General features: G+C 61.5%; 25 protein-coding genes. 17 read left to right on the top strand and 8 right to left on the bottom strand.

Going from position 1 to position 22,989, the window contains the following annotated elements; all coding sequences use genetic code 11:
* On the top strand, window positions 1-549 hold the full coding sequence (locus tag A3722_RS16390) for a peroxiredoxin (protein WP_067630582.1): 549 nt from the start codon (window positions 1-3) through the stop codon (window positions 547-549).
* 67 nt (window positions 550-616) lie between these two features.
* On the opposite strand, the gene A3722_RS16385 is transcribed toward A3722_RS16390, so the two are convergent.
* Window positions 617-1,534, bottom strand: a complete 918-nt coding sequence (locus tag A3722_RS16385) for a hydrogen peroxide-inducible genes activator (protein WP_067916307.1) — start codon at window positions 1,532-1,534, stop codon at window positions 617-619.
* Window positions 1,535-1,629: 95 nt separating this feature from the next.
* Between A3722_RS16385 and A3722_RS16380 the strand changes: the two genes are divergently transcribed.
* Window positions 1,630-3,126, top strand: coding sequence for a catalase (locus tag A3722_RS16380; protein ID WP_067628674.1), 1,497 nt, complete (start codon window positions 1,630-1,632; stop codon window positions 3,124-3,126).
* Between the two features lie 41 nt (window positions 3,127-3,167).
* Here A3722_RS16380 and A3722_RS16375 read toward each other — a convergent pair whose 3' ends face one another.
* Window positions 3,168-4,256: a DUF6456 domain-containing protein gene (locus A3722_RS16375; protein ID WP_067628688.1), complete on the bottom strand. Its 1,089-nt coding sequence runs from the start codon at window positions 4,254-4,256 to the stop codon at window positions 3,168-3,170.
* A 280-nt stretch (window positions 4,257-4,536) separates the two neighbouring features.
* On the opposite strand from A3722_RS16375, the gene A3722_RS16370 reads away from it, so the two are divergent.
* Window positions 4,537-4,833, top strand: coding sequence for a DUF6477 family protein (locus tag A3722_RS16370; protein WP_067628677.1), 297 nt, complete (start codon window positions 4,537-4,539; stop codon window positions 4,831-4,833).
* 36 nt (window positions 4,834-4,869) lie between these two features.
* Here the strand turns inward: A3722_RS16370 and A3722_RS16365 are convergent, their stop codons facing one another.
* Window positions 4,870-6,408 (bottom strand): trimethylamine methyltransferase family protein, encoded by a 1,539-nt coding sequence (locus tag A3722_RS16365; RefSeq protein WP_067628679.1) that lies wholly within the window; start codon window positions 6,406-6,408, stop codon window positions 4,870-4,872.
* Window positions 6,409-6,607: 199 nt separating this feature from the next.
* On the opposite strand from A3722_RS16365, the gene guaA reads away from it, so the two are divergent.
* The 10 genes from guaA (at window position 6,608) to A3722_RS16315 (ending at window position 15,973) form a co-directional block, all read left to right on the top strand.
* On the top strand, window positions 6,608-8,170 hold the full coding sequence (gene guaA / locus A3722_RS16360) for a glutamine-hydrolyzing GMP synthase (protein WP_067628681.1): 1,563 nt from the start codon (window positions 6,608-6,610) through the stop codon (window positions 8,168-8,170).
* 2 nt (window positions 8,171-8,172) lie between these two features.
* Window positions 8,173-8,514, top strand: coding sequence for a putative quinol monooxygenase (locus tag A3722_RS16355; protein ID WP_082849521.1), 342 nt, complete (start codon window positions 8,173-8,175; stop codon window positions 8,512-8,514).
* Window positions 8,511-9,380 (top strand): DMT family transporter, encoded by an 870-nt coding sequence (locus A3722_RS16350; protein ID WP_067628682.1) that lies wholly within the window; start codon window positions 8,511-8,513, stop codon window positions 9,378-9,380. The genes A3722_RS16355 and A3722_RS16350 overlap by 4 nt, the downstream gene beginning before the upstream one ends.
* A 121-nt stretch (window positions 9,381-9,501) precedes the next feature.
* Window positions 9,502-10,590 carry an OmpP1/FadL family transporter gene (locus tag A3722_RS16345; protein WP_067628685.1) on the top strand — a complete coding sequence of 363 codons (1,089 nt, stop codon included), beginning with the start codon at window positions 9,502-9,504 and terminating at the stop codon, window positions 10,588-10,590.
* Window positions 10,591-10,701: 111 nt separating this feature from the next.
* Window positions 10,702-11,634 (top strand): DMT family transporter, encoded by a 933-nt coding sequence (locus A3722_RS16340; RefSeq protein WP_067916305.1) that lies wholly within the window; start codon window positions 10,702-10,704, stop codon window positions 11,632-11,634.
* 12 nt (window positions 11,635-11,646) lie between these two features.
* On the top strand, window positions 11,647-12,507 hold the full coding sequence (locus A3722_RS16335; RefSeq protein ID WP_067629853.1) for an ATPase: 861 nt from the start codon (window positions 11,647-11,649) through the stop codon (window positions 12,505-12,507).
* Between the two features lie 56 nt (window positions 12,508-12,563).
* Entirely contained in the window at window positions 12,564-13,481 is a 918-nt protein-coding gene (metA, locus tag A3722_RS16330) for a homoserine O-acetyltransferase MetA (protein WP_067629856.1), read from the top strand.
* Window positions 13,465-14,445, top strand: a complete 981-nt coding sequence (locus tag A3722_RS16325) for an alpha/beta fold hydrolase (protein ID WP_067629859.1) — start codon at window positions 13,465-13,467, stop codon at window positions 14,443-14,445. The genes metA and A3722_RS16325 overlap by 17 nt, the downstream gene beginning before the upstream one ends.
* A 48-nt stretch (window positions 14,446-14,493) precedes the next feature.
* Window positions 14,494-15,363, top strand: a complete 870-nt coding sequence (ppk2, locus tag A3722_RS16320; RefSeq protein ID WP_067629861.1) for a polyphosphate kinase 2 — start codon at window positions 14,494-14,496, stop codon at window positions 15,361-15,363.
* A complete protein-coding gene (locus A3722_RS16315) occupies window positions 15,356-15,973 on the top strand; it encodes a TetR/AcrR family transcriptional regulator (RefSeq protein WP_067629863.1) in 618 nt (205 codons plus the stop codon). Before ppk2 ends, A3722_RS16315 begins: the two co-directional genes overlap by 8 nt.
* Before the next feature lie 302 nt (window positions 15,974-16,275).
* Here the strand turns inward: A3722_RS16315 and A3722_RS16310 are convergent, their stop codons facing one another.
* Window positions 16,276-17,271 (bottom strand): LLM class flavin-dependent oxidoreductase, encoded by a 996-nt coding sequence (locus A3722_RS16310; RefSeq protein WP_067629867.1) that lies wholly within the window; start codon window positions 17,269-17,271, stop codon window positions 16,276-16,278.
* Window positions 17,272-17,507: 236 nt separating this feature from the next.
* On the opposite strand from A3722_RS16310, the gene A3722_RS16305 reads away from it, so the two are divergent.
* Window positions 17,508-17,855: a hypothetical protein gene (locus A3722_RS16305; protein WP_067629870.1), complete on the top strand. Its 348-nt coding sequence runs from the start codon at window positions 17,508-17,510 to the stop codon at window positions 17,853-17,855.
* 80 nt (window positions 17,856-17,935) lie between these two features.
* Window positions 17,936-18,196 carry a hypothetical protein gene (locus tag A3722_RS16300; RefSeq protein ID WP_150120310.1) on the top strand — a complete coding sequence of 87 codons (261 nt, stop codon included), beginning with the start codon at window positions 17,936-17,938 and terminating at the stop codon, window positions 18,194-18,196.
* Between the two features lie 135 nt (window positions 18,197-18,331).
* Here A3722_RS16300 and rpsI read toward each other — a convergent pair whose 3' ends face one another.
* From rpsI to A3722_RS16285, 3 genes are all read right to left on the bottom strand, one after another.
* Window positions 18,332-18,832: a 30S ribosomal protein S9 gene (gene rpsI / locus A3722_RS16295; protein WP_067629875.1), complete on the bottom strand. Its 501-nt coding sequence runs from the start codon at window positions 18,830-18,832 to the stop codon at window positions 18,332-18,334.
* A gap of 2 nt (window positions 18,833-18,834) precedes the next feature.
* Window positions 18,835-19,296: a 50S ribosomal protein L13 gene (rplM, locus tag A3722_RS16290; RefSeq protein WP_067629878.1), complete on the bottom strand. Its 462-nt coding sequence runs from the start codon at window positions 19,294-19,296 to the stop codon at window positions 18,835-18,837.
* A 160-nt stretch (window positions 19,297-19,456) separates the two neighbouring features.
* Window positions 19,457-20,872: an aminotransferase-like domain-containing protein gene (locus A3722_RS16285; protein WP_067629881.1), complete on the bottom strand. Its 1,416-nt coding sequence runs from the start codon at window positions 20,870-20,872 to the stop codon at window positions 19,457-19,459.
* A 110-nt stretch (window positions 20,873-20,982) separates the two neighbouring features.
* Here A3722_RS16285 and A3722_RS16280 point away from each other — a divergent pair, with 110 nt between their 5' ends.
* On the top strand, window positions 20,983-21,213 hold the full coding sequence (locus A3722_RS16280; RefSeq protein ID WP_067629884.1) for a DUF1127 domain-containing protein: 231 nt from the start codon (window positions 20,983-20,985) through the stop codon (window positions 21,211-21,213).
* A gap of 235 nt (window positions 21,214-21,448) precedes the next feature.
* Here A3722_RS16280 and A3722_RS16275 read toward each other — a convergent pair whose 3' ends face one another.
* Window positions 21,449-21,877: a PaaI family thioesterase gene (locus tag A3722_RS16275; protein ID WP_067629887.1), complete on the bottom strand. Its 429-nt coding sequence runs from the start codon at window positions 21,875-21,877 to the stop codon at window positions 21,449-21,451.
* A gap of 58 nt (window positions 21,878-21,935) precedes the next feature.
* Here A3722_RS16275 and A3722_RS16270 point away from each other — a divergent pair, with 58 nt between their 5' ends.
* Window positions 21,936-22,721: an enoyl-CoA hydratase gene (locus A3722_RS16270; RefSeq protein WP_082849520.1), complete on the top strand. Its 786-nt coding sequence runs from the start codon at window positions 21,936-21,938 to the stop codon at window positions 22,719-22,721.
* Window positions 22,722-22,989: the final 268 nt, after the last annotated feature.

Genomic DNA, 22,989 nt, shown 5'->3' with positions numbered 1-22,989 from the left:
ATGAAACCCGGTATTCAAGTTCCCAACGTCACCTTCAAAACGCGCGTGCGCGACGAAAGCATCGAAGGCTCCAACCCCTTCCGCTGGGAAGACAAGACCAGCGAAGATTTCTTCAAAGGCAAGCGCGTTGTCCTGTTCTCGCTCCCCGGTGCCTTCACGCCGACATGCAGCACCTACCAGCTGCCCGGTTTTGAGAACAACTTTGCCGCGTTCCAAGAGCATGACATCGACGCGATCTATTGCCTGTCGGTCAACGACAGCTTTGTCATGAACAAATGGAAAGAGATGCAGGGCGTCCAGAATATCGACGTGATCCCTGATGGGTCCGGCGAATTCACCCGCCGCATGGGCATGTTGGTCGCCAAAGACAACCTCGGCTTCGGTGCACGTAGCTGGCGCTATGCCGCGATCGTCAACGACGGTCAGATCGAAGCATGGTTCGAAGAGCCTGGCATCAGCGACAACCACAGTGATGACCCTTACGGCGTGTCCAGCCCTGAGAACTTGCTGGAATACCTCGAAAACCAGAAACAGACCGAAGCGGCCTAAGCGCCCTTTGAGTGACCGGATCGGGCCATTTGGCCCGGTCCCTCTGACCCCGCTGCCCCGCCCGCGCCTAGTATTTCGCGCGCAGCTGCCCGGTCAGCCCTTCCCCCACATCTTTCAGCGTCTGGGCCAATTGCGCCGCCCAACCGCCCCCCGGCGTGCCCGCCCGGCGCACGAGCCCGATCTGCCGCGCAGGCTCCGGCTTGCCGAAGCGGTGCAGACGCAGGCCCGGCGCGGCATCAAGCTCAGTCTTGGCGGCGATCTCGGGCATCAAGGTCATGCCAAACCCCGCCTCCACCAGCCGCGACAGGGTCGCGAGGGATGAAGCGCCCGTGTGGATGCCCGCCTGCGTCCGGTCCCGCTGACAAACCTCTAGCGCTTGATCAGTCAGGCAGTGACCGTCTTCCAGCAGCATCAACGGCGTGCGGGCCAGATCGGTCGGACGGACAACATCCGCCCCCGCCATCCGCTCGGCAGAGCCTGCCAGCAAAAAGCGATCTTCGAACAGGGGCATTTCGGCCAGACCGGTTTCGCCTGTTGGCACCGCCATCACCGCCGCGTCCAGCGCCCCGGCCCGCAAATCGGCCAACAGCTGATCGGTCTGCGCCTCGCGCACCTCGACCCGCAGGGAAATATCCTGCGCGCGCAGGGCGGCCAGCACACCGGGCAACAGATAGGGTGCTACCGTCGGGATCAGCCCAAGGTTCAACGTGCCTGCAAGCCCCACTTGCTCGCGCGCGGTGGCCTCCAACAGTTTGGCGCGGCGCAAAATATCCTCGGCGCGGGTCAGCACCTCGCGGCCCAAGGGCGTCAGGACCGAGGCGCGGCTTTGCCGTTCGATCAACCGCCCCCCCAGCGACTCCTCCAAGGTGCGGATCTGCACGGAAAGCGCAGGCTGAGAGATATTGCTGGCCTCCGCCGCCCGCCCGAAGTTGCCCAAGGTCGCCAGCGCGCGGAAATATTCAAGTTGCTTTAGGGTGAAGTTCATAACTTTTACCTATCGCAATTTTACAAAACTGCAATTGGAAATTATGGGCGAAATGGATCATCTTCCCCTCAGACAATAACCGAGGGGAACCCAAGATGAGCAAGCGTCTCACCACCACCGCCGGCGCGCCGATGCCGACCAATGAAACCAGCAAAACCGCCGGAAGCCGTGGCCCGGTCTTGCTGGACGATTACCAATTGATCGAAAAACTGGCCCATCAGAACCGCGAGCGCATCCCCGAGCGGGCCGTTCACGCCAAGGGCTGGGGCGCCGAAGGCACCTTTACCGTGACCCATGACATCAGCGAATACAGCTGTGCGGCGATCTTCTCCGAAGTGGGCAAGACCTGCGAAATCCTTTCGCGCTGGTCCACCGTGGCAGGCGAATTGGGTGCCGCCGACAGTGAGCGTGACGTGCGCGGCTTCTCGGTGAAATTCTACACCGAAGAAGGCAACTGGGACGTGGTTGGCAACAACACCCCGATCTTCTTTGTCCGCGACGCCTATAAATTCCCGGACTTCATCCGCACCCAGAAACGCCACCCGCGCACCAACCTGCGCTCGCCCGAGGCAATGTTCGACTTCTGGGCGGCTCAGCCTGAATGCGTGCACCAGGTGACCATCCTGATGTCGGACCGCGGCATTCCGGTGAACCCGATGCACATGCACGGATACGGCAGCCACACCTATTCGATGTGGAATGCCAAGGGCGAGCGTCACTGGGTGAAGTTCCACTTCCGCTGCCAGCAGGAAATCCGCAACCGCACCAATGAAGACGCGGAAAAGCTGATCGGCTCGACCCGCGAGAACTTCCAAGAGGATCTCTTCAACGCGATCGAAGGCGGCGAATTCCCGAAATGGGAGCTGAATATCCAAGTCATGCCCGAGGCAGAGGCCGAGACCTGCGGCTTTAACCCCTTTGACCTGACCAAAGTCTGGCCGCATGCGGATTACCCGCTGATCCCGGTCGGCATGCTGGAGTTCAACCGCAACCCCGACAACTACTTCCAAAGCATCGAGAACGCCGCCTATTCGCCCTCGAACAAGGTGCCGGGCATCGGTTTCTCGCCCGATAAGATGTTGCAAGCGCGGGTCTTTTCCTATGCGGACGCGCACCGCTACCGTCTTGGCACGCATTACGAGGCCCTGCCCGCCAACGCGCCCAAAGCCGCGCCGATGCACCACTACCACAAGGACGGCTCCATGCGGTTCTTCCCGCAGCAGACCGGCCACCCGGATGCCTATTACGAGCCGAACCAATATGAGGAATCGGCCCGCCCCGACCCGTCGGTGCAAGAGCCTCCGCTGCGCATCTCGGGCGATGCGGATCGCTATGTTCAAGAGGAGACGGATGCCGATTACGTCCAGCCGCGCAAGCTTTATACCGAGGTGTTCGATCAGGCGCAGCGCGACCGTCTGCATGAGAACATGGCCGCTGCCATGGCGCCTTGCTCGCAGCAGGTAAAAGAACGCTGGTATGCAGTGCTTGAGAAAGTGCACCCCGACTATGCCGCCGGTGTGCGTAACGCTTGTGAGAAAGACGAAGTGGCAATTTCAGTGACCGATGAGACGCCGACGAAGGTCGCAGACTAAAACAACCGGGGCGGCAGGATCATCACCCTGCCGCCCTTTCTTTATCCAATCATCGGGCCGCCCGGGCCTACGGTTTCGTCGTAATGACGTTTGAGCCGCATCAGCGCGATCCGCAGCACGATCTTGCCTGATCGCGCCGACCATCCCAGCCGCTTTTCAGTGGTCTCCAACCCTTCCAGATAGCAGCAACAGCGCAGCACCACGTCCGACAGGCCGGGGCCGAGTTCGGCCATGGCATCTGCCACCCGCTTGCGCGCCTCTGCCGCGGCCATGCTGCCCGAGCCCTCACGCCGCCCGCTGGGTTTTGCGCCCGGCGTCAGGAAATGATCCCAATTTTGGGTCACCTCACCGCCCATCTGGGCCAGTTCGAAATCCTCACGCAGCCTTTCACCGGCATGGACCAGCCCCTCGTTCAGAAAAGGCGCACCGGATTTATCGCGCCGCCGAGCAAGCGCAGAGAGCGGGCTTTCCGATAGGCAATAGCGGCCTCGGCGCGGGACCGCATCGGCATCTGCGCCCTCTTCCGCCTCGGGGTCGCTGGCCATGCCCAGAAACGCGGTCTGATCTTCGGCAAAGCCATGTGCGCCCGCGCCTTGGTCTTCTACCATCCGCCGCAGCGCAGCCCGCCCTGCGCTGGTGATGCGGTAGCGCGTTACCCTGCCTGCGCTGCCGGGGGCGATCCAATCTTTCAGGGCCATCGCCTGCGCCACGGCGCTGTCCACCACAGCGGTGCGTGCGCCGGGGCCGGTGTCCGTCTCGCGCAGGACAATGGCCTTCTCCATGCCCTCGGCCACGGCGAGGATCGCGCCCGTCTCATGCAGGCGCCGAAGGACGCGCAGCGCCTCGGCGGCGAAAGTGTCTTCGTCAAGAAGGGGGGTGGCGGGTTTGGTCATTGTCGCTGCCTTTCCTGCTGGGGGGCCAGCAGTACAATCCAAAGCGCGCCGCACCGCCCCGAGCCTGCGCAGGGCGGCATCCACCAGCGGATCGTCGCGCCTTGTCTCGATACGGCGGATTTGGCGCATGATGGTCGAGGCATGGCAGCCAGCTTGGCGTGCCAAAGCCCGGATCGGTGCGCCGGTCTCCGTATGTGCGAGGTAATGCAGGGCTCCGTGCGGCACCCATCCCGGCAGGACGGTCTGTTGGATTTGGTGATGCGCCTTCAATTGACTGCCACTTCCATTTTGGCGGGTCCCCAAGCCGGAGAGTTATCCCCAGAGTTATTCACAACCTATGGATGTTTTGGTTACCCGTTGGTTAAAATCGTCGCATTTGGCAATGATTGTTTCCAAAAGGTAAACAGCACCGGTATGCGCCGTGCGCCGCGAAGCCATGACGCGCAACACCCGGAAAGGTTGTGCCATGCTTCGATGATCCGGGGTGATTCACCCCCCCGTTCACCGGAGAGTTGTGATGCAAGATCTACTGACCATGCTGCAAAGACTTCACCGCCCGCGCCTGTTGATGCGCGCCGCCCGTATCGGAGCCGAGGATTACCGGCGCGGCACCCATCTGCCGCGCATATTGGGCTTTGGCATACTGCCGCGCCACGGCACGGCGCTGATCAAACTGACCGAGATCGAGGCCGAGTTGGACACCCAGCGCAAGACGGCAGATGCAAGCTATAGCCTGATCCGGCATGTGGATGTGCTGATCGCCATGGTCGGCGAAGCGCGTTTTCTGAGAGCCGCGCAGACCCCCAGCGCGTAAAGGCCGCGGCGGGGCAACGCCCCCCGCAGTCCTATTTTAGGTAAAGCTATCCGGCTCCGCTGCCTTGCGGGTCGCGACAAAGGCATCAAGCGCCTCGCGAATGGCCGGGTCAAGCGCGGGTTGCTGATAATCGGCAAGCATCTTTTCGACCCGCGCAGTGGCAAGGGTCTGCGTATCGCGCGCGCCCTCATCCGACCATGTCTCGAAGGGTTTGTAATCCAGCAGGTCGGATTTCCAAAACGCCTCGCGGAAGTTGTTCTGTGTATGGGCGCAGCCAAGGTAATGCCCCCCCGGCCCGACTTCGCGGATTGCGTCCATGGCCTGCGCGTTCTCGTCTATCTCTACCCCGCGGGCGAGGTGATGCAACGTGCCCAGTTGGTCGGCATCCATGACGAATTTCTCGAAAGAAGACACAAGCCCCCCTTCCAGCCAGCCACAGGCGTGCAGCATGAAGTTCACCCCGGAAAGAAGCCCCATGTTCAGACTGTTGGAGGTCTCATAGGCCGCCTGCGCATCGGGCAGTTTCGAGCCGTTGAAAGACCCGGCGCTCCGGTAAGGCAGGTTCAGCCTGCGGGCCAGTTGCCCAGCGCCATAGGTGATATGCGCAGCCTCAGGCGTGCCGAATGTGGGCGCACCACTGTTCATGTCAATGGAGGTCACGAAGGCGCCCATGATGACAGGCGCACCGGGACGGACAAGCTGGCTATAGGCGATGCCTGCCAAAGTCTCGGCCAAGACCTGCGTCAATGTCCCGGCCACACTTACCGGCGCCATCGCCCCCCCAACAATAAACGGCGAAATGATGCAGGCCTGATTGTTCTCGGCATACACCTTGAGCGCCCCCATCATCACATCGTCAAACGTCATCGGCGAGTTGATGTTGATGAGCGAGGTCATCACCGTGTTTTCCTGTACGAAGTCCTTACCGAAAAGGATGCCGCACATATCCACACTGTCCTGCGCGCGCGACGGCTCGGTCACCGACCCCATGAAGGGTTTGTCGCTGAGCGTCATATGCGCGTGCAGCATATCAAGGTGGCGCTTGTTCACAGGGATGTCGGTCGGCTCGCATACCGTCCCCCCCGAGTGATGCAGCCATTTGGACATATAGCCCAGCTTCACGAATTTCTCGAAGTCCGCCATCGTAGCATAACGGCGTCCCCCGGCGGCATCGCGCACAAAAGGCGGGCCATAGACCGGAGCTAGGACGAGGCTCTTACCCCCTATGACAACATCACGCTCCCGGTTGCGCGCCACTTGGGTAATCGTTGACGGTGCCGTAGAGCACAGCTTGCGGGCCAGCCCCCGTGGGATGCGCACCCGCTCCCCCTGCACATCGGCCCCGGCGTCACGCCACAGTGCCAGCGCATCGGGGTTGTCGGGAAAGTTCACACCGATCTCTTCCAGCACCGTGTCGGCGTTATGCTCGATGATCTGCAACGCTTCTTCGGTCAGCACTTCGAAGTTCGGGATGTTCCGCTCGATATAGCGGGCTGTCTCAAAGGAGACCGCTGTGCGTGCCGCGCGCCGTGCCGCACCTCCGCCGCCGCGTGCCCGTCGTGCTGATTCCGCCATTGCTCATTCCTTCCCGCAACTCTTGACCTGTCACTAGCCCATTCCCAGCCCCCCCTTCGCGCGGATAACGTCCCCTAGCGGCAAAAAGCGACATCGCGTGCCGCCCGCGCGCCTCCTCCGCGGATTAAACGCCGCAGGTGCCTGTCTTCAGCCCGCTTGAGACTTGCCACAGCGGCCTCTCGGGCCTAATCACACCCCCATGACAGATATCACCCATGACCGCCTCCTCATCATCGACTTCGGCAGCCAGGTCACGCAGCTTATCGCGCGTCGCCTGCGGGAGCTGAACGTCTTTTGCGAAATCCACCCGTTCAACACGGTGGACGAAGCCTTCCTCAAGGAATTCGCGCCTAAGGCGGTGATCCTGTCGGGCGGCCCGTCCTCTGTGTTTGCCGAAGGCGCACCGCGTCCGCCGCAGGCTGTGTTTGAACTGGGCGTGCCGATCTTGGGCATCTGCTATGGCCAACAGGTCATGATGCATTGCCTTGGCGGTCATGTGGAGCGTGGTCACGGCACCGCCGAATTTGGACGGGCTTTCGTAACCCCCACAGGCCAACAGCTTGATCTGCTGGAGGGTTGGTTTGCCACCGACCGCGAACAGGTCTGGATGAGCCACGGCGACCACGTCAGCAAGATCGCTCCGGGGTTTGAGGTCTACGGCACCTCCCCCAACGCGCCTTTCGCCATTACCGCGGATGTTGAACGTCACTTCTACGCGGTGCAATTCCACCCCGAGGTGCACCACACGCCCAACGGCCCGCGCCTTTATGAGAACTTCGTGCGTCTGGCAGGGTTCAAAGGCGACTGGACGATGAGCGCCTACCGTGAGGAAGCCATTGCCGCGATCCGCGAGCAGGTTGGCGACCAGAAGGTGATCTGTGGCCTTTCCGGCGGCGTGGACTCCTCCGTCGCCGCCGTGCTGATCCACGAAGCCATCGGCGATCAGTTGACCTGCGTCTTCGTTGACCACGGTCTGCTGCGCAAGGGTGAGGCCGAAGAGGTCGTCACCATGTTCCGCGACCACTACAACATGCCGCTGATCCACGCTGACGAGCAAGAGTTGTTCTTGGGCGAGCTCGACGGTGTCTCGGACCCCGAGACCAAGCGCAAGATCATCGGCAAGCTCTTTATCGACGTGTTCCAAAAACACGCGAAAGACGTGGGCGATGCGACTTTCTTGGCCCAAGGCACGCTCTACCCGGATGTGATCGAAAGCGTCAGCTTCTCGGGTGGTCCTTCGGTGACGATCAAAAGCCACCACAATGTCGGCGGCCTGCCCGAAAAGATGGGCCTGAAACTGGTCGAACCGCTGCGCGAACTCTTCAAGGACGAGGTGCGCGAGTTGGGCCGCGAGTTGGGCCTGCCGCCTTCGTTCATTGGCCGCCACCCCTTCCCCGGGCCGGGCCTTGCGATCCGCTGCCCCGGTGAGATCACCCGCGAGAAGCTGGCGATTCTGCGCGAGGCCGATGCGGTCTATATCGATCAGATCCGCCGCCACGGTCTCTATGACGATATCTGGCAAGCCTTTGTGGCGATCCTGCCTGTGCGCACGGTGGGCGTGATGGGCGATGGCCGTACTTACGACTTCGCCTGCGCCCTGCGCGCGGTGACCTCTGTGGATGGCATGACGGCGGACTACTACCCGTTCTCCCATGACTTCCTTGGTGAAACCGCCACGCGGATCATCAACGAGGTGCCGGGCATCAACCGCGTCACCTATGACATCACCTCGAAACCTCCGGGCACCATCGAGTGGGAATAAACATGCGGGTGGCCCTCAACGGCCACCTTCGCTGCGCCACCCGGGCCGAGGCGGACCGGGTGCGCGCGGGGCTTGACGCGCATCTGCGCCTCACCCGTGCCGAGCCGGGATGTTTACGCTTCGACGTGACCCCAACCGACGATCCCCTTTTGTGGCAGGTATCGGAACTTTTCACCGACCGCGCAGCCTTTGCGGCGCATCAGAACCGCACGGCGGCTTCAGACTGGGCAAGGCTCACCGCCGGGATCACACGCGACTACAAGATCACCGACATTCCGATCACCGACCGCCAGATCATCGGCGACGAGGCCAAGGGCGATGACCACTTGATCGACCCCACATGACCCCCACCGTCCGCGCTGCACTCTGGATGATCGGCTCCATCGGCTCTTTCTCGACCATGGCTGTGGCGGGGCGTGAACTCTCGGCGCGGTTCGATACCTTTGAGGTGATGCTCTACCGCAGTGTGATCGGCGTGATCATCGTCCTGTCGCTCGCTTGGGCCACCGGGGCGTGGCGGCAGATCAACACCCGCAACTTTGGCCTACAACTTATCCGCAACCTCGCGCATTTCACCGGGCAGAACCTATGGTTCCTCGCCGTGTCGCTGATCCCGCTGGCGCAGGTTTTCGCGCTTGAGTTCACTTCACCGCTTTGGGTCATCGTTCTGTCGATCTTTCTGCTGGGCGAACGGTTGACCGCCACGCGGGCGCTGGCCGCCATCATGGGGTTCATCGGCATTCTGATCGTCGCACGGCCCGATATTGGCAACCTCAACACCGGCATTCTGGCGGCGGCGGGCTGTGCGGTCTTCTTCGCCCTGACCAATGTGCTGACCAAGCGGCTGACGCGCAGCCAAGGGATCACCACGATCCTGTTCTACCTCACAACGCTGCAACTGATCTTTGGCCTGATCTCTGCGGGCTACGACGGCGATATCGCCGGACCTACGGTCGAGACGATGCCCTTTCTGTTGCTCGTCGGCGCCTGTGGGTTGCTTGCGCATTACTGTCTAACCAACCCGCTGAGCCTTGCCCCCGCGACCGTGGTGGTGCCGATTGATTTCGTCCGCCTTCCGGCGATCGCGGTCGTCGGGATGCTCCTCTATGCCGAAGCGCTCGATGTCTGGGTCTTCGTCGGGGCCGCGATCATTTTTGCGGGCAATTACCTCAACATCTGGTTTGAGACCCGCAAAGCACACCCCAAGTAATGTTTGCCCAGATTTCAACCTGACCCAAGGTCAGTGATTGACGCAAACGGCAGCTATCCGCTTAGATTATTTCTAACCTGTGCCGGGGAGGAACCGCACAGAAGTCTTGGGAGGAAAGCAAATGAAAACCTATTTCTTGGCAATTCCGGCACTGTTGGCATCTACGGCACTCGTTCACGCTGGCGGCATCGATCGGTCCGGCCAATCCATCAACGCCCTGTTTGAAAACGGGCGCTATGCCGAGTTCAGCTTCGGGCATATCTCGCCCGACACCTCGGGCACCTCGGTCGCGGCCCTCGGCAGCCGCAATTCAGGCAATGCCACAGAAAGCTACATGCAGTTTGGCGCCGCCTATAAGGCAGACATCAACGACAAGCTGTCCTATGCGATCATCTATGACCAGCCCTTTGGCGCTGACATCGATTATCCCACAGGGACCGGCTACTACGCCGCAGGGGCGCAGGCTGATCTTGACGCGCACGCTCTGACCGGCCTGCTGCGCTACCGGATGAACGACAACTTCAGCGTTCACGGCGGTCTGCGCGTGCAAACCATCGAAGCCACGGCAGCTGTCCCCTTCGTGGGCGGCTATACGGTTGATGGGGATCGCGACACAGGCGTCGGCTATGTCGCTGGTGTCGCCTATGAGCGCCCCGACATCGCCATGCGCGTGGCGCTGACCTATAATTCCAGCATCGACCATGACGTTGACACCACCGAGTTCGGCGCAGTCATGAGCACAACCGAAATCGAAACGCCGCAGTCGGTTAACCTCGATTTCCAGACCGGTATCGCGGCTGACACGCTTCTGTTCGGTGGCATCCGCTGGGTTGATTGGTCTTCCTTCGACATCTCTCCGGCTGCCTATGCAGGCGCCACGGGTGGCGCTTCCCTCGTGAGCTATGAGAACGATGTTTTCACCTACTCGCTGGGTGTGGGCCGCCGTCTGAACGACAACTGGTCGGTCTCTGCTTCCGTCGGCTATGAGAAGTCCGAAGGCGGCTTTGCTTCCAACCTCGGGCCAACCGATGGCAACAAAAGCCTCGCGCTGGCCGCCGTCTATACCCGCGACAATATGAAAATCACCACCGGCGTGCGCTACGTCAACATCGGCGACGCAGAGACGGCCATTCCGGGCTTTGCACCGGCCGCGGACTTCGAAGACAACGATGCCGTGGCCTTTGGTGTCAAAGTAGGTTTCACTTTCTAATCCACACCGTAGCTGTCGAGATCACGCCGCCCGATCCCCTCGGGCGGCGTTTTTTATGCATGCGCATCTTTCGGGTCGTCCCGATCCGTGGAACGCCCTAAACCCGAGGTCATGATCACACAAAAAACCATTCCCCCGCGTGCTTGGATCGAAATGGGCTTTCTCGCTCTGCTTTGGGGCGCGTCCTTTGTCGCCGTGCGGGTGGCACTGGATGAGATCGGGCCGCTGACCTCAGTCGCGCATCGGGTGTTCTGGGCGATGCTGGTGCTTTGGGGCGCGGTCGCCGTTATGCGCCTGCCGCTGCCGCGCGACCCGCGCATCTGGGCAGCCTTCCTGCTGATGGGGCTGTTAAATAATGTGATCCCCTTCTCGCTGATGGCATGGGGGCAGCTGCATATCCCCTCTGGCCTGACCTCAATTCTCAATGCCGCCACGGCGGTCTTTGGCGTGCTGGCCGCCGCGATCTTTCTCGCGGATGAGCGCATCACCCTGCGTAAGGCGATCGGCGTTTGCCTTGGCTTTGCCGGGGTCAGCACCGCCATCGGGTTGGAAAACCTCACGAATTTCGACCTCGGCAGCCTTGCGCAGCTTGCCGTGCTGGGCGGGGCAATGTCCTATGCCATGGCCGGTGTCTGTGCGCGCAAACTGCTGCCGGGCCAGCCGCCGCAACTGGCCGCCGCCGGGATGCTGACAGGGGCCACGCTGATCATGCTGCCGCTGGCATGGGTGGTCGAAGGGCCGCTGACGCTCGACCTTGCCCCGGCCACGCTCATGGCCATTGCCTATTACGCGCTGGCTGCCACGGCGCTGGCCTATCTGCTCTATTACCGGGTGCTGGGCATGGCGGGCAGCAGCAACCTGATGCTGGTGACGCTGTTGGTTGCGCCCGTGGCGATCCTGCTGGGCGCTTGGCTGCGCGATGAAACTCTGCGCTCTGCCGCCTACAGCGGCTTTGCCCTTCTGGCGCTTGGGCTTTTGGTGCTGGATGGCCGCATCTGGCGTCTGGTCAAACACTGGGGTAGTCAGGGGAAACGAAGCACTTAACCTTGGTGATACATGCTCTACCCCACGGCTGACGACTGGCGCGCGGCCCCGCGCCGCAAAGTTCTGATCTTTGGCATGTCGGGCTTGGGCAAAACCCATCTGTCCAGCCTGCTGCGCGCCAGCGGCGATTGGTTTCACTACTCCATCGACTACCGCATCGGCACCCGCTATCTGGGCGAGCTTATCGCCGACAACGCCAAGGCCGAGGCGATGAAGGTGCCATTTCTGCGCGATCTGCTGCTCAGCGATAGCATTTACATCGGGTCCAACATCACCTTCGACAACCTCTCGCCCGTGGCCACGTGGCTTGGCAAACCCGGCGATCCCGCGCGCGGCGGTCTGCCGATGGAGGAATACGCTAAACGCCAAGAGGCCTTTCGCCGGGCCGAGATCAACGCCCTGCAAGACACTGCCTATTTCGCCACCCGCGCCGAAGCGCTCTACGGCTATCCGCATTTCATCTGCGACACCGGTGGGTCGATCTGCGAATGGGTCGACCCCGAAGACCCCAACGACCCGCTGTTGCAGCAATTGGCCGAGGAATGCCTGCTGGTCTGGATCAAAGGCGATGAGGCCCATACCGAGGAACTCATCCGCCGCTTCGACAAAGCCCCCAAGCCGATGGCCTACCAGCCTGAATTCCTCGCGCGTGCGTGGGCCGACTATCTTGTGGAAAAGAATATCCGCGAAGACACGGTAAACCCCGATGATTTCATCCGCTGGACCTATGCCGCCGCCCTGTCGCACCGCCAACCGCGCTATGCTGCCATGTCGAAATGGGGCGTCACCATCACCCCTGCCGACATCGACGCACTGAACGCTCCCGAAGACTTTACCGACCTCATCGCCCGCCACCTGCCTGTGGGCGGTTGAACCCGCCCCGTCCAAGATTATCTGACTGCACTGGCTACCCCTGAAAGACCTGTCTCATGCCCATCAAGATCCCCTCCCGCCTGCCCGCCTTCGACGTTCTGCGCAACGAAGGGGTCATGGTGCTGGACGAGGAACTGGCATCGCGGCAGGACATCCGCCCCCTGCGCATCGCGCTGCTGAACCTGATGCCTAAGAAAATTCAGACCGAGAACCAGTTCGCCCGGCTGATCGGCGCCACCCCCTTGCAGATCGAACTGAGCCTCATCCGCATGTCCGACCACCAAGCCCGCAATACGGCAGCAGAGCATATGGAAAGCTTCTACCGCCCCTTCGAGGAAATGAAGGCCGAGAAATTCGACGGGCTGATCATCACCGGCGCACCAATTGAGCATCTTGAGTTCGACGAAGTGACCTATTGGGACGAGCTGCGCGAGGTGATGGAATGGACCCAGACCAACATCCACTCCACCTTTGGCGTTTGCTGGGGCGGCATGGCGATGATCAACCATTTTCATGGGGTCAAGAAACACATCCTGCCCGACAAGGCTTTCGGCTGTTTCCGGCACCGCAATCTCGCGCCCGCCTCGCCCTATCTGCGCGGGTTCTCGGATGATTGTACCGTGCCCGTCTCTCGCTGGACCGAGATGCGCCAAAACGAAGTCGACGCCCATCCCGGCCTCACCACGCTTCTGGGCAGTGATGAGGTCGGCCCCTGTTTGATCGAAGACCCCGCGCACCGCGCGCTCTATGTCTTTAACCACTTTGAATACGACCGCGACACGCTGAAACAAGAGTATGACCGCGACGTTGAGAATGGCGTGCCGATCAACGTGCCCTGCAATTACTACCCCGAGGATGACCCATCGCGCACGCCGGTGAACCGCTGGCGCAGCCACGCGCATCTGCTTTATGGCAATTGGATCAACGAGATATACCAGACCACCCCCTTCGATATGAATGAGATTGGCCATTAAACTGCTGCTCGCCCTCCTCCTCGGGCTGGCGCTGCTGGTGGCGCTTGTCCAATGGCGCGCCGCGCGGCATGAGGCGCGGGCCGAGGCGAGCCATCCGCCCGAGGGTGAGATCATTAAGGTGGACGGCTTGCCGGTCCATGCCAAGGTTATCGGCAGCGGGCCGGATCTGGTGCTGATCCACGGGGCCAGCGGCAACCTGCGTGATTTCACCATGGGGTTCGCGGAACGGCTGAGCGATCGCTACCGCGTCATCATCTTCGACCGGCCCGGCATGGGCTATACCGCCCGCCTACCCGGCGCGCGCGGCGCGTGGAACCCGTTGGGGGAATCGCCGCAAGAGCAGGCCGCGCTGCTGCAAAAGGCCGCCGATCAACTGGGCGTCGAAAACCCCATTGTTCTGGGCCATTCCTTTGGCGGCGCTGTGGCGCTGGCCTGGGGGCTTCAGCGCCCTAAAGACACCGCCGCACTGGTGCTTGTCTCTGCCGTGTCCGAGCCTTGGCCGGGCGGGCTGGGCTGGCTTTATAACGTCAGCGCCTCACGGCTTGGCGGTGCGCTGTTTGTCCCTGCCGTCACCGCCTTTGTCCCCGAAAGCGTGGTGCAAAGCAGTATTGAGGCGATCTTTGCCCCGCAGACCGCGCCCGAAGGCTATGCCGAACACATCGGCACCGGTCTGACCCTGCGCCGCAGCGCCAGTCGCGCCAACGCCCAGCAGGTGCACCAGCTTCGCCCCCATGTTGTTGAAATGGCCGCACAATATGACCGCCTGACCATGCCGGTTGAGATCATTCATGGCGATGCCGATACCATTGTGCCAATGCATATCCACGCCGAGGAATTGATCAAAGACATCCCGAACGGCGCGCTCACCCGACTGCCCGGCATGGGCCATATGCCCCATCATGCCGACCCGCAGGCCGTGGTCGACACAATCGACCGCGCCGCTACCCGTGCGGGTTTGCGTTAAGCGCCTTAACATCCCATATTGAAACAAGAACACCCGCGAGGAGCGCCCATGGACCTGCCCTTTGACGGCGCAATCAGCGCCTTTTTCGACAATGACGCCCCCGAGGACATCCGCCAAGCGATCCGCCGCTCCGACAAGGACGATATCCTTTCGCCCAGCTATCCGCATGACGAGCGCTTGTCGCGCAAAACCTATGAGCGCGACTATGAGCGGTTGCAGATCGAAATGGTCAAATTGCAATCTTGGGTGCGCGAAACGGGCCAGCGCGTCGTCATGGTGTTTGAGGGCCGCGACGCCGCCGGAAAAGGCGGCACGATCCGCCGTATGCGCGAGAACCTAAGCCCCCGTTCCGCCCGTGTCGTCGCCCTGTCGAAACCCACTGAGACGGAACAGGGCGAATGGTATTTTCAACGCTATATCAAACACTTGCCCACCGCGGGCGAGATGGTGTTTTATGACCGCTCTTGGTACAATCGCGGGGTGGTGGAAAAGGTTTTCGACTTTTGCACCCCCGAACAGCGCGCGCATTTCTTTGAACAAGTCACCCCGTTTGAACAGATGCTCGTCGAAGACGGCATTCACCTGATCAAGTTCTGGCTCAACGTGGGCCGGGCCGAGCAGTTGCGCCGCATGTTGTCGCGCGAATCCGATCCGTTGAAGCAATGGAAGCTCAGCCCGATCGACGTCAAAGGTCTTGCCAAATGGGAAGAATATTCGAGCGCCATCGCCGAGACCCTGCTGCGCAGCCATACGGATGAGACCCCTTGGACGGTGATCCGATCCGACGACAAGCGCCGCGCCCGTCTGGCCGCCATGCGCCACCTGCTGAACCGCTTCGACTATCCCCAGAAAGACGCCAAAGCGATTGGCAAAATCGACGATGAAATCTGCGGCGGGCCGGACATCTGGGATGCCTAAGCGCGGCTATCATCACGGCAACCTGCGCCAAGCCTTGATCGACGCAGCACTTGAGTTGATCGAGCAGCGCGGCCCCACGGGCTTTACCCTCTCCGAGGCCGCCAAACGCGCGGGCGTCACCCCGGCTGCGGTCTATCGCCACTTCGAAGGCCGCGAAGACCTGATCGCCGAGGCCGCGCATCAAGGCTATGATATCTTTGCCGAATTGATGGAATTTGCTTACGAATCCGGCCAGCCCTCAGCCCTCAAAGCCTTCGAGGCCACGGGCCGCGCCTATCTGGCATTCGCGCGCAAATACCCCGGCCATTACATCGCCATGTTCGAATCCGGCATCTCGGTCAACCGCACCCCGGAACTGGCCCATGCCGCCAACCGCGCCAACGGCGTGCTGGAGCGCGCAGCATCCGACCTCAGCCAGCATATCCCGGCAGACAAACGCCCGCCAGCTTCGATGTTTTCGGCCCATATCTGGGCGATGAGCCACGGCGTGGTCGAACTTTTCGCCCGCAACTCCCCCGGCCGCGCCTCGCCCTTCCCAGCAGACGACCTGCTGGAAACCGGGATCGGGATTTACCTGCGCGGGCTGGGATTGGTCAGCCCCGACGAGTGACGGTCGATCTGCCGCACAGGTATCATCGAAGCCTTTAATCTCTGATTCTCACCACAAGGAGATGAGAGATGCCTATCTTAACCAAATTGCAGACACCGTCTGAATTAGCATTCGGACGAAGTCTGAGACCAGGATCCCAAATCATGCTACCGAACTGCATTGAACGGACAACAGTGGTTGACCAAGTCACAGTTCGTTACGATGCATTTCACTACCTAGAAGATCCTAAAATAGTAAGAATAGATGTAATCTGGCGCATCCTGTAGTTCTTTTCGGGACAGGACTTATTTCCGGGCCGTCTTTCACTGACCCACCCTCATGTCTTGCATCACATCCGCCGCAATCTCAAACGAGCGCAACCGCGCCGCGTGATCGTGGATTTGCCCGGTCAGGATCAACTCATCCGGGCGGTGCTGCGCGATCATCGCCTCTAGCTGACGTTTCACGGTTTCAGGACTGCCCACGGCGGACACCCGCAGCGCATGATCCACCCCCTGCCGCATCCCTGCGCCAATCTCGGCGTCTATGTCACGCACCGGCCGTGGCAGCTTGCCGGGGCGGCCAGTGCGCAGACGGGCGAATGCCTGCTGCATGGTGGTGCGCAGATAGGCGCCCTCTTCATCCGTATCGGCGGCGAATACGTTAACCGCGAGCATGAAGCGCGGCGCGGGGCAGGCTTCGGAAGGTTTGAAATCACGACGGTAGATGGCCGTGGCCTCCTCCAACGCATCGGGCGCAAAGTGAGAGGCAAAGGCATAAGGCAGCCCAAAATGCGCCGCCAGTTGCGCACCGTATAGCGAGGACCCGAGGATCCAGATCGGCACATGCGTCCCCTCACCCGGATGCGCACGGACGGGCGAGCGCGGATCGGCGTCGCCCAGATAGGCCATCAACTCGGCCACATCATCGGGGAAATGATCGCCGCCACTCATGCCGCGCCGCATGGCACGCATCACCGCCTGATCGCCGCCCGGCGCACGGCCCAGTCCCAGATCAATCCGGTCGCCATGGATCGCCGCCAAGGTCCCAAACTGCTCGGCAATCGCCAAAGGCGCGTGGTTGGGCAGCATCACCCCGCCCGCCCCAACGCGAATATGCTGCGTGTGATCCGCCACATGCCCCAGCAAAACCGATGTCGCCGCCGAGGCGATGCCCGGCATGTTGTGATGCTCTGCCATCCAGAAGCGGTGATAGCCCTTGGCTTCGGCCAATTGGGCCAACGCGACGGAATTGGCGATGGCGGTGGCGGTGTCTGACCCTTCGGGCACCGGGGCAAGGTCTAGAACCGAATATTGCATGTCTGTCTCCTGTGTTCCGCCTGATATAGGCAGCCTCCCCCCCGCCCGGAACCGCAAGGCGCAGAAAAACCAAACACTTGGGCGAATTTAGCGACATTCCCAATGTTATATTATAACGCATGCCAGCTATGCGCAGACGGTCCTTGCGGCTCCCCCATGGCGGGCATATCCGAAAGACCTTCACAACCAGACCTCGCCAGTCTCCGACAAGTCACGGTCCAAAACTAGGCAAAGCCATGAACATTAAACACCTTATCGGGTTCGGCATCACCGCTGGACTGCTCTCTTCTGCCGCCTATGCGCAGGACAACATCACCACGGGCTTTGACCCGGTGATCGAAGACCGTCCTTCCGTATCGGCCATCGGCTGGACCGCCGGCGTTTCCGCTGCGACACGTTTCAACACGTCGGATGATTTTGACCACCTCGACAACGAGGTCGAAGGTTTCGTTGAGCTGACCTACGGCGGCTTCCACACTGGTCTCAGCGCGACTTCGCTGTACCAAGACCCCACAGATGATGTCGAAATCGAAGTCGACCTCGGCTATGGCGCGGACTTTGGTCAGGGCACTACGCCTGGCTGATTGGGTCCAAAGACCACGGCGAAGAAATCACCGCGACGTTGGGTTTCCCTGTTGGCCGTGACGTGACGGGCGCATTCGCCGTGATCATCGACCCCGACAATGGCGAAAGCGATCAAGAAGTGGCGTTCGAGGCGCCCCTGTCCGAGCGTTGGACCGCCGTTGGCCTGATCGGCAACAGCGACCGCGATGATAATATCTATGCCGAAGCGGTGCCGTCTATGACTTCGGCGATGGCGTCAGCTTTGAAGCGCTCTACGAAGACACCAACGATGGTGACGGCGTTCTGGGCTTCACCGCGAGCTACGAAATCGGCGGCTAATCCCGCAAGGGATCATCCCTGATCTTGACCAAGGGCCGTTGCGGGAAACCGCAGCGGCCTTTTCTCATGACCCCGTGGCCAGCCATGCCCACTGCCCGCCCCCAACGAAAAAGGGCCACCCCGGAGGGCAGCCCTTTCGCAAATCTGATCGGTAAGCTTAACGCTTGGAGAACTGGAAGCTCCGGCGCGCTTTGGCCTTACCGTATTTCTTCCGCTCGACGACGCGGCTGTCACGGGTCAGGAAGCCTGCCGCTTTCAGCGCACCGCGCAGGGAGGGATCGTAAAGCTGCAGCGCTTTGGAGATGCCGTGCTTGACCGCGCCCGCTTGACCGGACAGACCGCCGCCTTTGACAGTTGCGAACACGTCGAACTGGCCTTCGGTGTTGGTGATGCCGAAAGGCTGCGCGAGGATCAGCTGCTGCACGGGGCGCGCGAAGTATTCGTTCTGCGGCTTGCCGTTCACGATAACCTTGCCGGAGCCGGGCTTGATCCAAACGCGGGCGACCGCGTCTTTACGTTTGCCGGTGGCATAGGCGCGGCCCAGTTCGTCACGAACCGGCTCACGCGGGGTCATTTCGGTTTCGGTGCCCTGCACGCCGCCGATGTTCTCGGTCACGGCTGCTTCGAGACCGTCGAGGGATTTGATTTCGTCAGCCATGCTCATGCACTCCGCGTGTTTTTCTTGTTCAAGGATTTAACATCCAGAACTTCGGGGCTCTGCGCCTCATGGGGGTGATCGCTACCTGCATAGACGCGCAGGTTGGTCATGATCTGGCGGCTCAGGCGGTTGCCGGGCAGCATGCGCTTGACCGCTTGGGTCACAACACGCTCAGGATGCGCGCCCTCAAGGATCTGTGCCTTGGTGCGCGACTTGATGCCACCGGGGTGGCCGGTGTGCCAGTAGAAGTGCTCTTCGCGCTTCTTGCCGGTCATCTGCACCTTGTCGGCGTTGATGACGATCACGTTGTCGCCGCAATCCATATGCGGAGTGAAGGACGGCTTGTGCTTGCCGCGCAGGCGCGTGGCGATGATCGAAGCGAGACGGCCCAGCACGACGCCTTCGGCGTCGATGATGATCCATTTCTTGTCGATATCTGCCGGTGTCGCAGAAAAGGTTTTCATGGATGAATTCCCGTTTAAGGTTGGTCGGAACGAGGAATCCCCGCCCGGTGTCTGATGGAGGGGTTATAACCACCTGCATCGCCGGGTCAAGCGCAGCAATCACGGATTACGTAAGCAAAATCAGTGGCTTATGATTTAGGTACAATAATACCCCATATTTCTACACGCTGATCTGCTCTGGCGGATTGTCCAAGAGACAGCGCAGCCGCTGCATCGCCGCCTCAAATGAGCGCAGAGAGACATGGGCGTTCACCGCGATGCGCACCGCATGGGGCGCGCGGCCATCGCGCAGGGCGAATTCATCGGCGGAACGGATCTGCACGCCCTGCGCCTCTGCCGCGCGGCAGAAGCCCGCTGCGCGCCAACCCGGCGGCAGGTGCAGCCATAAGAAGGGCACGTCACGCGACCATTGCAATTCATGCCCGCCCAGATGGTTGACCGCGACCTCGACATATTCCGCCAGTCTTTCGCGGATGTCGGCACAGATGCCCTTCAGCCGCGGATCGGTGAGCAGAATCCGCGTCGCCTCGGCCAAAGGGCGGGCAAGGCCGAAGTACCCGTATTCCGCCACCCGCCGCAGGTCCGCCGAGCGCCCCGCCGGGGCCAGCGCAAAGCCGACACGCAGCGCGGGGGTCAGTTCCTTTGAAATCGAAGAGACGTGCCAGACATGTTCCGGCCAGAGCGAGCGGTAGCTCGGCGCGCGGGCAGAGCCCATGCGGTAGCAATCATCCTCCAAAATCTCCAACCCGTGCCGCTTGGCGACCTCCAGCAGCGCGCGCCGCCGTTCGAGGCTTGTGTGGCTGCCGGTGGGATTGTGCACCTCCGGCGTGGTGCAAAACACCTGCGCCCCACTGTCGCGCGCGGCCTTGTCCAACGCCTCGGGCAACACGCCGTCTTTGTCCATCGCCACGCCAACCACTTCGGCGCGCAGCACCTCCGCAGCCCGGCGGAACCCGGCGTAGGAGAGGTCTTCGACCAGCATCACCGGCTTTGGCCCCGACAAGATGGCCTGAAGTACCAATACAATCGCGCTTTGCCCGCCGTGTGACAGCACAACGTCGCGCTCGCTCAGCGGCCCGAGGGCCAGATGCGACAGCCAGTCGACCACCGCTTGGCGCACCGGGGCATAGGCATCGCGGGTGGGATAATTCATCAGGTCTTCGCCCGGCACATCCGCCACTTGCCGCAGGGCGCTGCGGATCAGGGCCACTTGCCCCATGTCTGGTAAGCGCGGGCTAAAAAGGCTGACCGCATCGGTATCTGAGATCTCTAACTCTTTGATCCAGCTATCTTGTTCGCGGTTCCAGACATCTTCGCGAATGGCGGCCTGCGGCGGGGCGACAAAAGTGCCCCGGCCGACCTCGGCCTCCAGCAAACCTTCGTCCGTAAGAATGGTATAGGCCCGCGCCACGGTGCCGGGGGTGATCCCCAATTGCCACGCTAGCTCGCGCACAGGCGGCAGCTTGTCCCCCACGGCCAGTGCACCGGATGTGACCCCCTCGCGGATCGTGAGGGCGACGAGTTTGTACTTCGGTCCCTGCCCTTCGGCGAGGGTTGGCTGCCAAATTGTACCCATTACAATATTCCTGTGGTCAAATTGTATCGCACTTTGTACCCTTACACCTGTAGGCTTTCTACACTTTGTGTCAATACAATTTCGCCAATACAAATTCAAGGAGTTCTCCCATGACACAGGCTCGCCCTATCAGCGCCGATGCAATGACATTGATGACATACCGCGCTCTGCCGGTCCCTGCGATGATCGCGCTGCGCTTTGCGGCGGTCGTGACCACATGGGCGGCCCGCCGACGCACCCGCCTCGCGCTTGCTGCGCTTGAGCCGTGGGAGCTTGATGATGCGGGACTTACACCGGAACAAGCCTCAGCCGAGGCTTCCCGCGTGTTCTGGCAGGCGTAACTTCCCTGTGGCGTTCGCCAGACCTCTTCCTGGGCCGGGTTTTCCCGGCCCCTTTTTCGTGTAAACCAAGGGCCATCGCCTGCCCGTGGGTCGGCGAACCAACCCCGGCTTGTACCACTTTATCTCTCAGCTATGATGAGCGCTCTCTAGGTCGAGCATAGGCCAACCAAATCGCCTACCCGCCCGAACGGGCAGGCGATGGCCCGGCGCCTACGGCTTGATTCCGGGCCTTCCCTTATCCCATCGACGCAGGCGGAATCGCATAGGTCAGGCTCGCCCGCGCCACCGGCTTATCCGACCCTTCGGAATAGATCAGCACATCCGTCACCGACAACTGCCGCCCCAGTTTAAGCAACTTGGCATGGGCGACCAGCGGCACATCCGCCAGCGGCTTGCGCATGAAATCGATCGAGCAATTCGTCGTCACCGCCAGCGCCTTGGGCCCGATCATCGCAAGCGTCGCGAGATAGGCCGCCACATCCGCCAGCGCGAACATCGACGGGCCCGACACCGTCCCTCCGGGCCGCAGATGGCGGCGGCTGGTCAACAGACGCATGGTGATCTCATTCTCGGCCACGTGATCCACGGCGAAATCATCCGCCACCTGATCGAAAACCTCCCGCATGAAGGCTTCCAACGCCTCTGCATCCATCACCACGGCCATACTTGTCCTCCCTGCTTTCCTCGGCGTAACGTTGGCGCGACCAGCTTGGGAGGGCAAGGTGACAATTCTTGACGTTACGGCACAAGGGCCGGTGACCCACCTGCGCATGAACGCACCCGAGCGGCTGAACGCACTGTCGGACGAAATGCTGGCCGCCCTGCACAGCAAACTCGACGCCTTGGCCGAAGATCGGCAAACCCGTGTCATTATCCTATCGGGCGCGGGCAAAGCCTTTTGCGCGGGGCACGACCTGCGCCAGATGACCGCCATGCGCCAAGCCGAAGACGGCGGAGCCGCCGCCTTCAAAGACCTCTTCGACCGCTGCGCTGCCCTCATGGCCCGCATTCAAAGCCTGCCGCAGCCCGTCATCGCCCAAGTCCACGGCATCGCCACCGCCGCTGGCTGCCAGCTTGTCGCCACCTGCGACATGGCCATCGCCGCCGAGGACACCCGCTTTGGCGTCAACGGCGTGAACATCGGCCTTTTCTGTTCAACCCCCATGGTCGCCCTGACCCGCAGCATCCCGCGCAAACAAGCGCTTGAGATGCTGACCACCGGCGAATTCATCTCAGCCCCCCGCGCTGCAGAACTGGGCCTGATCAACCGCGCCGTGCCGGACGACCAACTGGCTACTGAAACCAACGCCCTAGCCGAAAAGATCGCCGCCAAACTCGGCACCGCCGTCGCCCACGGCAAAGGCGCCTTCTACCAACAGATGCACCTGCCCACCGACCAAGCCTATGCCTTCACCGGCGAGGTTATGGTGCGCAACATGCTCGATGCAGAAACCCGCGAAGGCATCGACGCCTTCTTGGAAAAACGTACCCCTGATTGGAAGCAGTGATTGTTTCCAAATCCGCGCAACAGTGTTGCCGCGCAGGGGCTGGCAAATCTGGCAAAATCGGGGCACTGTTATATTAGGGTATAGAAACCCTGATGATTTTTGGGTCGCCGACGGCGGAAGGTCCCTCCGGGTTAGCCTCTCACTGACCGACTATTCCCGCAGCGGCGACCCCAAAACCATGCCCGGCCAAGCGCGCGTGCCGCGATATTTCAGCGCGCATCAGCCCGCCCCCGCTCTTGCCTGTTGCGCGCGAACCCGCCCTGCCCTA

This window comes from Sulfitobacter sp. HI0027, from assembly GCF_001634775.1.
Lineage (GTDB): Bacteria > Pseudomonadota > Alphaproteobacteria > Rhodobacterales > Rhodobacteraceae > Sulfitobacter.
The sequence above is the reverse complement of the archived record's forward strand: the minus strand, read 5'-3'. Positions and strand labels throughout refer to the sequence as shown.

What these genes read in the sequence shown, in the direction of transcription:
- A3722_RS16325 (WP_067629859.1), top strand. Translation starts at nt 13,465, where the DNA reads ATGAGATTGGCCATTAAACTGCTGCTCGCCCTCCTCCTCGGGCTGGCG.
- A3722_RS16305 (WP_067629870.1), top strand. Translation starts at nt 17,508, where the DNA reads ATGAACATTAAACACCTTATCGGGTTCGGCATCACCGCTGGACTGCTC.
- A3722_RS16380 (WP_067628674.1), top strand. Translation starts at nt 1,630, where the DNA reads ATGAGCAAGCGTCTCACCACCACCGCCGGCGCGCCGATGCCGACCAAT.
- A3722_RS16275 (WP_067629887.1), bottom strand. Translation starts at nt 21,877, where the DNA reads ATGGCCGTGGTGATGGATGCAGAGGCGTTGGAAGCCTTCATGCGGGAG.
- A3722_RS16365 (WP_067628679.1), bottom strand. Translation starts at nt 6,408, where the DNA reads ATGGCGGAATCAGCACGACGGGCACGCGGCGGCGGAGGTGCGGCACGG.
- A3722_RS16370 (WP_067628677.1), top strand. Translation starts at nt 4,537, where the DNA reads ATGCAAGATCTACTGACCATGCTGCAAAGACTTCACCGCCCGCGCCTG.
- rplM (WP_067629878.1), bottom strand. Translation starts at nt 19,296, where the DNA reads ATGAAAACCTTTTCTGCGACACCGGCAGATATCGACAAGAAATGGATC.
- A3722_RS16355 (WP_082849521.1), top strand. Translation starts at nt 8,173, where the DNA reads ATGCGGGTGGCCCTCAACGGCCACCTTCGCTGCGCCACCCGGGCCGAG.
- A3722_RS16385 (WP_067916307.1), bottom strand. Translation starts at nt 1,534, where the DNA reads ATGAACTTCACCCTAAAGCAACTTGAATATTTCCGCGCGCTGGCGACC.
- ppk2 (WP_067629861.1), top strand. Translation starts at nt 14,494, where the DNA reads ATGGACCTGCCCTTTGACGGCGCAATCAGCGCCTTTTTCGACAATGAC.
- A3722_RS16315 (WP_067629863.1), top strand. Translation starts at nt 15,356, where the DNA reads ATGCCTAAGCGCGGCTATCATCACGGCAACCTGCGCCAAGCCTTGATC.
- metA (WP_067629856.1), top strand. Translation starts at nt 12,564, where the DNA reads ATGCCCATCAAGATCCCCTCCCGCCTGCCCGCCTTCGACGTTCTGCGC.
- rpsI (WP_067629875.1), bottom strand. Translation starts at nt 18,832, where the DNA reads ATGGCTGACGAAATCAAATCCCTCGACGGTCTCGAAGCAGCCGTGACC.
- A3722_RS16340 (WP_067916305.1), top strand. Translation starts at nt 10,702, where the DNA reads ATGATCACACAAAAAACCATTCCCCCGCGTGCTTGGATCGAAATGGGC.
- A3722_RS16280 (WP_067629884.1), top strand. Translation starts at nt 20,983, where the DNA reads ATGACACAGGCTCGCCCTATCAGCGCCGATGCAATGACATTGATGACA.
- A3722_RS16390 (WP_067630582.1), top strand. Translation starts at nt 1, where the DNA reads ATGAAACCCGGTATTCAAGTTCCCAACGTCACCTTCAAAACGCGCGTG.
- A3722_RS16310 (WP_067629867.1), bottom strand. Translation starts at nt 17,271, where the DNA reads ATGCAATATTCGGTTCTAGACCTTGCCCCGGTGCCCGAAGGGTCAGAC.
- A3722_RS16350 (WP_067628682.1), top strand. Translation starts at nt 8,511, where the DNA reads ATGACCCCCACCGTCCGCGCTGCACTCTGGATGATCGGCTCCATCGGC.
- A3722_RS16285 (WP_067629881.1), bottom strand. Translation starts at nt 20,872, where the DNA reads ATGGGTACAATTTGGCAGCCAACCCTCGCCGAAGGGCAGGGACCGAAG.
- A3722_RS16335 (WP_067629853.1), top strand. Translation starts at nt 11,647, where the DNA reads ATGCTCTACCCCACGGCTGACGACTGGCGCGCGGCCCCGCGCCGCAAA.
- A3722_RS16345 (WP_067628685.1), top strand. Translation starts at nt 9,502, where the DNA reads ATGAAAACCTATTTCTTGGCAATTCCGGCACTGTTGGCATCTACGGCA.
- guaA (WP_067628681.1), top strand. Translation starts at nt 6,608, where the DNA reads ATGACAGATATCACCCATGACCGCCTCCTCATCATCGACTTCGGCAGC.